This is a genomic window from Geitlerinema sp. CS-897 (genome assembly GCF_028368005.1).
GTDB lineage: Bacteria > Cyanobacteriota > Cyanobacteriia > Cyanobacteriales > Geitlerinemataceae > Baaleninema > Baaleninema simplex.
Genome location: NZ_JAQNCQ010000289.1, coordinates 1 through 11,929, shown reverse-complemented (window position 1 = coordinate 11,929; position 11,929 = coordinate 1). Strand labels below are relative to the sequence as shown.

6 protein-coding genes, 1 pseudogene and 1 CRISPR repeat array are annotated in these 11,929 nt (G+C 51.2%); of the genes and pseudogenes, 1 reads left to right on the top strand and 6 read right to left on the bottom strand.

The features are described 5' to 3' along the window. Positions 1–27: 27 nt before the first annotated feature. Positions 28–790: direct repeats of the CRISPR family, unit length 37 nt; unit sequence GTTGAAATTCACCAAAATCCCTTTGAGGGATTGAAAC. A 344-nt stretch (positions 791–1,134) separates the two neighbouring features. Then, entirely contained in the window at positions 1,135–4,101 is a 2,967-nt protein-coding gene (gene pruA, locus POG22_RS18130) for an L-glutamate gamma-semialdehyde dehydrogenase (RefSeq protein WP_498906711.1), read from the top strand. Between the two features lie 243 nt (positions 4,102–4,344). Here the strand turns inward: pruA and POG22_RS18125 are convergent. From POG22_RS18125 to POG22_RS18100, 6 genes and pseudogenes are all read right to left on the bottom strand, one after another. Beyond that, a pseudogene (locus POG22_RS18125) lies at positions 4,345–5,252 on the bottom strand (IS1 family transposase). A 61-nt stretch (positions 5,253–5,313) separates the two neighbouring features. Beyond that, entirely contained in the window at positions 5,314–6,123 is an 810-nt protein-coding gene (locus tag POG22_RS18120) for an aminotransferase class IV (protein WP_498906712.1), read from the bottom strand. Positions 6,124–6,403: 280 nt separating this feature from the next. Further along, positions 6,404–7,237, bottom strand: a complete 834-nt coding sequence (locus POG22_RS18115; protein ID WP_498906710.1) for a photosystem II manganese-stabilizing polypeptide — start codon at positions 7,235–7,237, stop codon at positions 6,404–6,406. Positions 7,238–7,675: 438 nt separating this feature from the next. Further along, positions 7,676–7,921, bottom strand: coding sequence for a hypothetical protein (locus POG22_RS18110; RefSeq protein ID WP_498906709.1), 246 nt, complete (start codon positions 7,919–7,921; stop codon positions 7,676–7,678). A 28-nt stretch (positions 7,922–7,949) separates the two neighbouring features. Next, entirely contained in the window at positions 7,950–9,647 is a 1,698-nt protein-coding gene (gene ggt / locus POG22_RS18105) for a gamma-glutamyltransferase (protein ID WP_498906708.1), read from the bottom strand. Between the two features lie 79 nt (positions 9,648–9,726). After that, the coding region (locus tag POG22_RS18100) for a GAF domain-containing protein (protein WP_498906707.1) at positions 9,727–11,929 on the bottom strand (2,203 nt) is incomplete at its 5' end.

Below are 11,929 nucleotides of genomic sequence, written 5' to 3'. Positions count from 1 at the left end.
TTGTCATGCTTAAGCCTAAAATGCGTCGTTGAAATTCACCAAAATCCCTTTGAGGGATTGAAACAGACGATGCGATCGCCCCCTTCACGGGGATGTTCGACGTTGAAATTCACCAAAATCCCTTTGAGGGATTGAAACATCTCGACAGTCTCAACTCAACCTCTCTTGCGAGTTGAAATTCACCAAAATCCCTTTGAGGGATTGAAACTTAGAACGATTGCGATCGCTCCCTCAACAGCCCGGTTGAAATTCACCAAAATCCCTTTGAGGGATTGAAACAGAAAATGCGACGGTGTGATCGATTTCAGCGTCGAGTTGAAATTCACCAAAATCCCTTTGAGGGATTGAAACACGGTACGACCGCACCGTGATTCGTATTCGGTGGCGTTGAAATTCACCAAAATCCCTTTGAGGGATTGAAACCTCTGAGATATCTAATTCGCTCGAGAATCTCCTTGTTGAAATTCACCAAAATCCCTTTGAGGGATTGAAACTTCTATTACCGTCCGACACAGTCATATGGACGCGTTGAAATTCACCAAAATCCCTTTGAGGGATTGAAACCACAGTCTTCGTCTTGCCCGAGGCGAAACGGTTAAGCGCCGGGGTTGAAATTCACCAAAATCCCTTTGAGGGATTGAAACATCGAGGAAGTTTTTCATCGTCCCCGCCAGCTTCACCGTTGAAATTCACCAAAATCCCTTTGAGGGATTGAAACTAGGTATCGCGATCGCTGTGCCAAGCAAGATTAACGTTGAAATTCACCAAAATCCCTTTGAGGGATTGAAACTCGGCGCTAGAAAGCGACTAGCGGACTTTTTATACAGTTTAGCAAAAACTCTTTTCCTGTAAGGGTTTCAGCGATTTCTTGCATAGTAAGTTCGGAAGAGCCTAAAAATTCGTGGGTCTTGCTAAATATTGACTTGGGATAAAACTTCCTAAATCCATTGCTGGGACTAAGTTATAGAGTTTTGGAGATATCTAGAAATCATTCTAAAAAATAAAGCGATCGAACCTTAACAAAAACAGAAATCGACCGGGGAACGAGGGTTAACTCCATCACCTAAAATTAAGATCGTTTCCGTTTCTTAACACCTTCTTTTTGTGAACTTAAATTAAGCAGCGATCGCACCCATGACAGCCAGCCATCCCTACGAAGCCAGAACCCAAGAAATCGCCTGCGAACTTCTCGCCGCAACTCGCGAAAAAGGGAGTTTTTTCGCCCAAATGCGCGATCGCATGCGCTGGGACGACAAACTCCTCGACTGGGCGATGAGTAACCCCGGATTGCGGGTGCAGTTGTTCCGCTTCATCGACTGTTTACCCGCCTTGCAAAGCAAAGCCGAAATCGCCCGTCACCTGCAAGAATACCTCACCACCGAAGAAGTCGAACTTCCCGACGCTCTCAAACAACTGATTAATTTTAGCGGCGGCGACTCCGTACCGGGACAACTCGCCGCGACGACGGTTTCAACTGGCGTCGAAACCCTGGCTTATAAATACATCGCTGGAGAAAACTTAGCCAAAGTCGTCAAAACCGTCGAACGCCTCCGTAAAGACAACCTGGCGTTTACCATCGATCTCCTCGGCGAAGCCGTCATCACCGAAGCCGAAGCGCAACAGTATTTCGATCGCTACCTGGAATTGATGACGACGCTTTCCGAGGCGGCGAAAACTTGGAGTTCCGTTCCACAAATCGACGAAGCCGAGGGCGAACCCCTCCCACGAGTACAAGTTTCCGTCAAACTCACCGCCTTTTACTCCCAATTCGATCCCCTCGACGCCGAAGGAAGCGAAAGCCGCGTCAGCGATCGCGTTCGGGATTTACTGCGTCATGCGGCGAAAGTGGGGGCGGCGATTCACTTCGACATGGAACAGTACGAATATAAAGATCTGACTCTGGCGATTCTCAAAAAAATCCTTCTCGAAGACGAGTTTCGCGATCGCCGCGACATCGGAATGACGATACAGGGATACCTTCGCGAGTCGGAACGGGATTTACAGGAGTTAATCGACTGGGCGAAGGAACGGGGAACCCCGGTGACGGTACGCTTAGTCAAAGGGGCGTATTGGGATCGGGAGACGATTCGATCGCAACAACACCACTGGAAACAGCCCGTTTACAACGACAAAGCCGCCACCGACGCCAACTTCGAGCGTTTGACACGGTTGTTGTTGGAAAATCACACTCATATATATGCAGCGATCGGGAGTCACAACGTTCGATCGCAAGCCTTAGCCTGCGCGATCGCCGAAACCCTGAAAATCCCCCCTCGCCGCATCGAAATGCAAGTTCTCTACGGAATGGGGGACAAACTGGCGAAAGTCCTCGCCGGGCGGGGACATCGGGTGCGCGTATACTGTCCTTACGGCGAACTGTTACCGGGAATGTCGTATCTGATTCGGCGGTTACTGGAAAACACGGCGAACAGTTCCTTTTTGCGTCAGAACTTGGAAAATCGCCCCATCGAGGCGTTAATCGCCCCGCCAAAACCCGATCCCGAAAAACCCGAATTCGCCCCGGATACGTTACCCTTCCCCAACGTCGCTGATAGCGATTACGCCCAAGCCGAATTGCGAGAAACTGGATTGACGGCGATCGCGCAATTCCACCAGCAACTCGGACAATCTTATCGTCCCTGGATTGATGGAGAATACCGCGAAACTCTCGAGAGTGTAAACTCTCTCAATCCCTCCAATCCCGAGGAAGTGGTGGGAATTGTCGGACAAATTTCCATCGAACAAGCCGATCTCGCTGTCGCTACCGCCAAAGCTGCATTTCAACAGTGGCGGCGAACTCCAGCGATCGATCGCGCATCCATCCTTCGCAAAGCCGCCGAACTCCTCGAACAGCGTCGCCACGAACTCAACGCCGTCATGGTGTTTGAAGTGGGGAAACCGTTAAAAGAAGGCGATGCGGAAGTCTCGGAGGCGATCGATTTCTGTCGCTACTACGCCGACGAGATGGAACGTCTCGAATCCGGGGCGAACTACGACATCCCCGGCGAAAACAACCGCTACCACTACCAACCTCGCGGAATCACCCTCGTCATTTCCCCCTGGAATTTCCCCCTCGCCATTCCCACCGGGATGACAGTGGCTTCGTTAGTGGCGGGAAACTGCACCCTGCTGAAACCGGCGGAAGTCTCTAGCGTCATCGCGGCGAAGTTAGCGGAAATCCTCATCGAAGCGGGAATTCCCAAAGGCGTGTTTCAATTTATCCCCGGAAAAGGTTCGACGGTGGGGGCGCATTTGGTGAAACATCCCGACATCAACACCATCGTCTTTACGGGTTCTCAGGAAGTCGGATGTCAGATTTACCGCGAAGCTGCGGTGTTACAACCGGGACAAAAACATTTGAAGCGAGTCATCGCCGAGATGGGCGGTAAAAACGCGGTTATTATCGATGAAAGTGCGGATTTAGACCAAGCTGTCGCGGGTGTGGTTCAGTCGGCGTTTGGCTACAGCGGCCAGAAATGTTCGGCCTGTTCTCGAGTTGTTGTTGTTGAATCTGTGTACGATAGCTTTGTGTCGCGGTTAGTCGAAGCGGTGCGATCGCTCAATGTGGGGGATGCGTCGAAACCCAGTACGCAAGTGGGGCCAGTCATCGACGCGAAAGCCCAGCAACGGATTCGCGAGTATATTACAAAAGGGAAGGAAGAGGGAAAGGTGGCGATCGAAACTCCCTCGCCAGAACCGGGATATTTTGTCGGCCCCGTGGTGTTTACAGAAGTGTCTCCCGATGCAACGATCGCTCAAGAGGAGATTTTCGGGCCGGTGTTGGCGGTGTTGAAAGTGAAGGATTTCGACGAAGCCTTAACGGTGGCGAACTCGACGAATTACGCCTTGACGGGGGGTTTGTATTCGCGCACTCCGTCCCATATCGATCGCGCGATGGCGGAGTTTGAAGTGGGAAATCTCTATATCAATCGCGGAATTACGGGGGCGATCGTTTCTCGTCAACCCTTTGGCGGTTTCAAACTGTCTGGTGTGGGTTCTAAAGCAGGCGGTTCGGATTACGTTTTACAATTTTTAGAACCGCGCACGATTACTGAAAACATCCAGCGTCACGGTTTCGCACCGATTGAAGGTACAGAATAAGTTCGTGGTTCGTCGGGTGGGCGATGCTCGCCCGACAACTGTTGAAATGTTTCAGTCGGTGCGTTATGCGGAAATCTCATTGACTAGATTTCAAACCCATTTTTTAACCGCGTAACACACCCTACCATTACTTTTTTGGGGGAATTTACCTGGCAGCATCTGTAATTTGGCGGCTCTAAATCCCTCTCACACACACATCACGGTGATTTAGTCAAGTTTCCTAATTGATGACACGCCCGGTAGTCATGCACAGTGATGATGACGAGCGCGGATTGAAGCATTATAATGATGGACGAAATACCAAATCGCACCGATGTGATTTTCTAACTTTTTAGAAAAAGATAAGGTTTTACGAACGAGTCGAGATACACGCTGACGAAGAGTATTGTTGAATCTTTCAATATAACTGGTTTTTCCCGAATCCTTTTCAACAGCTTTATGTCGTTTGCTAGGCAAAACAGTTTGAGAAGATTCCCAAAGATCGGTATAGCCAGTAGCACATTGACGATAAACAGGAGGCAAAGATTCCCATGATTTTCGTGCCGCTTCTCGATCTCGCGCACCAATATAGACACCAACAATTTCGCGCATCTCAGCATTTAAAGCCAGCCAAACCCACTGCTTGACTGGCTTGCGGCCGACAAACGACCAGGGTTCATCCATTTGAACAATCAGTTTCTCCTTTTTTTTGGCATCACTTCAACTTTTCGAGGAATCTGTGCCAACTTCTTATTTACATAGTCTTGAAGATGTCGTATAGAAATTCTTGCAGCCCGAGAAATACCAGCTAAGGATATTTTTTCTAGCTCTTCCGAACTTACTATGCAAAAAATAGCTGAAACCCTTACAGGGAAGGAGTTTTCACTAAACTGTATAAAAAGGGGGCTCAAATCGCGAAATCCCTTTCCAGATAGAGGCTACAGGCATTTACCTCACATACCAATGTCGGAAGAGCCTTTTTTCTAAAAGAAGTCGAGAGAACTCCGTTCCGCTTCGCGAACGACCAATTCCCAAGTTTCTTGAAAAATATGTTGGTATTGAGATCCCTCAACATACTGACGACCACAATCTTTGCATTTAAATCTCTGCTTTCCATAATAGGCATGGCCATTTTTGACGTGATGTTCACTTCCGCATTGAGAACAAATCATAAATGCAAACCACTATAAGCTGTTTTCATCATTACTGTATAATACCACCCACCCAGACTATTCAATAAAGATCGCCTGCGAGGAGCGATCGCAATTCACTAAGACTCGGAAGATCGGGATCGAACGTTAACGACGCTTCAGCGTTCCCTGTTACCACCTTCCAAATCGGAACCACTTCGACGACACTGTTGGTATACGCCATCGCCTCGAACTTCACCACTAACGACTCCGACCAAGGCTGTTGACCGATACTGATATTGTGCCAACTCGCACGATCGCAAATCTGTTCTCGCGCCAACCCCGGTAAAATCCCTACCTCCAACGGTGGCGTCCACCATTTCCCCTCACACCACCCCCAGAGATTCCCCGTACTGGTTTCACACCAACGGCTGTAACTATCTGTCAGAATGGCTTCCGCCGCACCCTCCCGTTTCGCCTGTTGCAACGCCAACCACGCCGGAAGGTAATTTCCCGTTTTCGTCTCGGGAATTGCACGACGAAACTGCGGTTTCTCCGCCACCCACGCCACAACTCCCTGTTGCTGTCGTTGCAATAAATCCCCAGGGAGCGATCGCCCCGTTATCAACTCCCGTCCGTCGGAAAACAGTGCGATTCTCAACACCGGAAAGTCCGAACACAGCCGTTTTGCACCCTCATCAATGCAGTTCCAATCTGGCGAATTCCACTCGAACCGTTCGATGGATTCCCGCAACCGCCGTAAATGACCTTCCCAATAGGTTCGCGGATGCTGTAGCGACTGCTGGTAAACCCGCAGCGTTGTAAACACCGTTGCACCGTACAACAGTCCCGGTTCGGTCACGTCTAGTTGCAGTGTCGTCGAATTGTAAAGTCGTCCGTCGTACCAATACATGATTTTTTCAGTCACCAGTCGCCAGTCGCCAGTCACCAGTCGCCAGTCGCCAGTCACCAGTCGCCAGTCACCAGTCGCCAGTCACCAGTCGCCAGTCACCAGTCACCAGTGATGGGATGAAGAGAGAGGAAGCTGAAAACTGTCTTCACTGCTGACTGTTCCCCGTTCCCCGTTCCCTCTTCATCGTAAAAACGGCCGTCTGGAGGTTATCCCAAACGACCGCATTCAAAGTAAATCCAAAAAATTGGCTGAAAAAAAGAATTGCCTAAAAGCGCAAACCTTACATCGCTGGTTCCACGCGACCGTAGAACAAACCGCGAATTTTGACCTCTACCGGTTCTTTAGCCCCTAAGTCCGTATCTGAAGGTTGGATAGCTTGGAAAATTCCCGCAACTTCTCCAGTTTGGCTGTTGACTTTCGAGACTTGCAATTCGATTTCACCGTCTAATACGGGAGTCCGTTTGACGTTTTCCCGAACGATTTCTTCGTTGTCAGCCGCCGCCGGAAGTGCGACAGCGTTATCGTATCCCGTGGCTTGACCGCGAGCTTTCGGGTCGAGGAAAGTAGCACCGCGATAGGAGGGGACTTTATACTGTCCTTTTAAATCCGTCGACGTGCTGATTCCGTTTTGACCGCCGGGAGTTTGAGCCACCAAGTTCTTGATGGTAAAAAGCATGGGAACTTGTTCGCCACCGGGAAGTTGTACGGTAATCGCTTGGAAGTCGATACCTTCTTTTTCTTTAAAGCTCAAAACCCCGTTGTTATCGAGAATTAAATCCCCCGTCACTTGGTCGAGAGACGAGGTGTAACGAGTCAGGGGTTTCGCTCCAATAAACTTGGGTTCTTCACGCTTGTTCGTCGGTTCTTCTTTGACGAAGTAGCTAGTCGGCTCCAAGCACAAATCGGTGAGAATGTAAGACTCTCCGCTGTCGAGGGAAAATTCGCCCCGTGCGGTTTCGGGAAGTTGCGGGCAACTGTTGGCGAGTCCGGTATTTCTTATCTGGTCGTAGGTGTAGGTTCGATCGCTCAGGAGGCTGACGGGTTCTTCGCTACAAGCGGTTAGGAATCCAACGCAGAGCGCGACGAGTCCGGCAATTAACGCACGATATCTCATGGTTATTCTTATTCTCTATTAAATCCCAACTGGGGTCGTCAATCTGGCACGAAAGGTTAAGACTGTTTCCCCATCTCTTGAGAGTGGGGCGCTAACCGTCATGAGGATACCGCAGACCCGCGCCATTTGGAAAACTGTTATCCGGATTGACGGGGAACTGCGAGTTCGATCCGCAACGCTGACGCAAACGGTCGCGGCGAGATTTTCATAATTCTATCAAAAGCTTGTCGTGGATTTCGTCGATCGCCCGAGAAGAACGGTCTGACAACTCTATCGGGAAAGGTCGTCACCTCAATGACTTTTGAATGTAATGAATTATTACGAGGTTGCTATTTTTGGTACGAAATATGATAAAGACCTTCTAAGTTGTTGTGAAATACAGGTATCTTTACCTATTGTTGGACGACTTAAAGCGATCGCCTTCTCTGTGGTTCTCAACTATTTCCCCAACTTAGACGGTTCGTTAGAGACGTTCTGAAACATCTCTTGAAGCGTCCGAGCAAAGCGAAGAATTTCTTGCCAGAGAATATCGGGATCGATACCGAACACCACCTGTAACACCAACACGATCGCCGCGATCGAAATTGCCGTGGTAATCGTCGTCTTCACCACGCGAATTAACCAGGTAAACACCAACCACGACAACAACAACGCAGCCAAAAGTGCAATTAACTGAGTCGGCATCGCCACGTCCTCAACAGTAACTCTAGCCTTACAACCCTAGCGCAGTTCCTTCCCCTCGCGGATCGGCAGCCCCTTCTAAGATCCCGTCTGGCGTCACGACGATGGCGTTAGCATTACCCCAACCGTCCCAAACCATCAACTCGTGACCGCGATTTTCTAAGGCTTCGGTGGTGGCGGCGTCGAATCCCCAGCGTTCGACGATCGTGCGATCGGGCAACCATTGATGGTGCAGTCGCGGTGCGGCCACGGCTTCCCCGGCGTCCATGTCGTACAACACCACGTTGAGCAACACTTGCAGCACGGTGGTAATAATCGTACTGCCTCCCGGCGCTCCCAGTGCCAGTCGCAACTGACCGTTTTCAGTAACGATCGCCGGAGTCATACTCGACAGGGGCGTTTTTCCCGCTTCGATGGCGTTAGCTTCACCGCCGACTAACCCGTACAGATTCGGCACGCCTGGGGCGATCGCGAAATCGTCCATTTCGTTATTGAGCAGGATTCCCGTTCCCGCCGCCACGACCCCCGCCCCAAAGCCACCGTTGACGGTAAACGTGAGGCTGACTGCGTTGCGATCGCCGTCTACCACCGTCAGATGACTGGTATCGCGAGATTCCCGCAACCGTCGTAACGTTTCCTCGTCCACCGGTTTCACGTCGCTAGAGGGCGTAGCCCGTTCCATGTCGATCGCCTCCCGACGCAGTACCGCGTACTCGGGACTGGTGAGTTCGGCGACGGGAACCTCGACAAAATCCGGATCGCCCAAATACTCAGCGCGATCGGCGTAGGCGACGCGCATGGCTTCGACGAGTAAATGCAACGCGTCCGGGTGATGCCATCCCCAGCTTTCGATCTCGGTATCGCCGAGGATATTGAGGATTTGCAGCAGGTGAACCCCACCCGAAGACGGCGGTGCCATCGCACAAACCCGCACTTGACGAAACGGACCGCACACCGGATCGCGCCAAACGGGACGGTACGCCGCTAAATCCTCCAACGTCACCAGTCCGCCGTGGGCTGCCATATCTGAAGCGATCGCCCTAGCAATCTCTCCGGTATAAAAACTCTCGGGATCGGCGGCGATGCGTTCTAGCGTCACCGCGAGATCGCGTTGAACTAACGTATCTCCCACCTCGTAAAACTCGCCGTTTTGCGTAAACGCCGCTTTCGCCGCATCGTTGGAGAGCAACATTTCTCGCCGCCGTTCCACTGCACCCACGAAGCGACGACTGACGGGGAAACCCTCTCGTGCTAGAGCGATCGCCGGTTGCACCACCGTTTCCCACGGTAAGCTTCCGTGACGCTGGTGAACCTCGTACAATCCTGCCACCGTTCCGGGGACGGCGACGGCTCGATATCCGTCGAGGCTCGATCGCGCGATCGCTTCCCCCGATTCATCGAGATACATGGTTTCCGTCGCCGCCAACGGCGCACGTTCGCGAAAGTCCAAACTCGTAACCTCCTGCGCGTCGGCGTCGTAGCGCAACAAAAACCCGCCACCGCCGATTCCCGCCGAAAAGGGTTCGACGACAGAAATTGCAAAGGTAGTTGCAACGGCTGCATCGACAGCGTTTCCACCCCGTTCTAACATTTCCATTCCGGCCTCGCTAGCCAGGGGATGCGCCGACACCACCATCGCCGTTTCGCTGCGTTCGGGTTCGGGAAAAGCAGCAGAAGCCGGATGGGGAAGCCAAAGCAGACCGAGCAATAGCAGAGCGCGTTTTATCATGGGTTGCGAAGTGGAAAAACAGCCGTCAACCTTCCAATTATCAACTCTCAACTCTCAACTCTCAACTCTCAACTCTCAACTATTCCTCTCCATCGATCGACTTAATCGGAATCTCGATCGCAAATTCCGTTCCGACACCAAGTTTCGATTTCACACTGAGATCGCCGCCGTGATTTTCCACGACAATTTGATAGCTGACAGACAATCCCAAACCCGTTCCTTTTCCGGGGGATTTCGTCGTGAAAAACGGATCGAAAATTCGCTGTTTTATCTCTTCGGGAATTCCACCACCATTATCGACAATGCGAATTAAAATATTATCTTCGTCGAGTTGTTCGGTTGCCAGAACGATCGTGGGTTTTTTCTTCGGATCTTTTAAGTCTTCGAGGGCGTCGATCGCATTGTTGAGCAAGTTCATAAACACCTGATTCAACTCAGCGGCGTAGCAGGTCACTTTCGGGAGTTGGGTATACTTTTTGACCACTTTAATCTGTTCGTCGTGGCTCGAAGTCAGGCGATGCTTGAGCAGCCACAACACGCTATCGATTCCCTCATGAATATCGACCGTTTTCTTTTGAGCTTCGTCGAGTCGGGAAAACGTTCGCAGCGATCGCACGATTTGACGGATGCGATCGGTTCCCGTTTTCATCGAAGAAATCAAATTCGGTAGATCTTCGACGATAAACTCCAAATCGATTTCGTCGATTTTCTCTTCGACAGCCTCGATCGGCTCTGTCACCTGTTCGCGATACACGCCGATCAAATCGATCAAATCCTGAGCGTAATCTCGAACGTAAGTCAAGTTTCCGTAAATAAAATTAACAGGATTGTTAATTTCGTGAGCGACTCCCGCCACCAATTGACCCAACCCCGCCATTTTTTCACTGTGAATTAACTGAGTTTGAGTTTTTTGCAAGTCCTGTAACGTTTTGGCGAGGCGACGAGTTTGCATTCGCGTTTGTTCGAGGAGTTCGGCTTGTTGCAACGCGACGCCGAGGTGTTCGCTAATCTGCACCAACAGCTCTACATCTGCCGTTTCCCACTGTCGCGGTGCGGCGTTGTGATAGGCGGCCAACATTCCCCAGAGGGTATTACCTTGATAAATGGGGACGATCGCATACGCGCGACACTGATAGAGTTTGAGAACCTCTAAATAAGACGCTTGAAACCCGGCGCGTTCGAGATCTTCAACCGTAAACACCTGACGGGGATGAAGGGGAACCTCCTTCTCATCGCTGGGGTTTCGATCTTGCGCTTCCACCAAGACTTTCATTTTCGGACAAGCCATCAAATTTCCTTGAACTTGAGGCACAGTCATCTGTAACTCTAACAGGCTCGTCCAGCCTTCAGAGACGGATTCGGCGACGAACTGTCCGCTCCAATCGGGGTTGAAATAGTATACCGCCACGCGATCGACATCGAGCAGTTGTCGGACCTCGTGAGTGGTCGTCGTAAAAATCGTATCGATATCGAGCGATCGCCGAATTTTCTCGATCGTCACCGTCAGCATTTTTTGACGCTGTGCTGCTTTCGCCAGTTGCTGGGCTTGCTGCTGAGTGCGGTGGAGCAGTTTCGACTGTTTGAGGGCGACGCCGAGATTGATGCTGACTTGTTCGAGGAGTTCGACATCGTCAGGATGCCAAGGGCGATCGGCTTCAGCATGACTGGCTGCCAGCAAGCCCCACAAAAACTCTCCTTCTAAAATCGGCACGATCGCCGACACGGGCGAACCATGTTCCTCGAGGATTTGCGCTGGAGATTTTCCGGATTGGGTGAGGGGTAAGCTGTTGGATTCAAAGTGAATCCCTGGGGACGTCACCACCGCCGTCTCGACAGTCTCGGCGTATTTCGACAACAGAGGAACGCCGCCGGGTGCGATGGACTCGGCGACGAACTGACCGCTAAAGTCCTCGTAAAACCGATAGATCGCAATGCGATCGGCATCGAGGAGCTGACGCAGTTCGGAGGTGGTGGTATGAAAAATATCGTGGAGGTCGAGGGATTCGCGAATGCGAGCGATCGTGGACGCGAGCGCTTGTTGACGTTGAATTTGACGCTGCGCCCGAGCGAGTGCCGCCTCTGAAGATAGATTTTGTGGGGATAGTAACTCCCGCGAGATTGGCATCCCCATCTCTCTTAAAATCCCTTTGAGGCGATCGAAGGCTGCCTCGTCTCGACAGCACGATCGCAATTGTTCCCATCGATCGAGATCTAACATCACAACTCGGGGGGATGGCTTACCGCGCCGCCGAGATCTGGCCGATCGATCGCGATCGATCGAC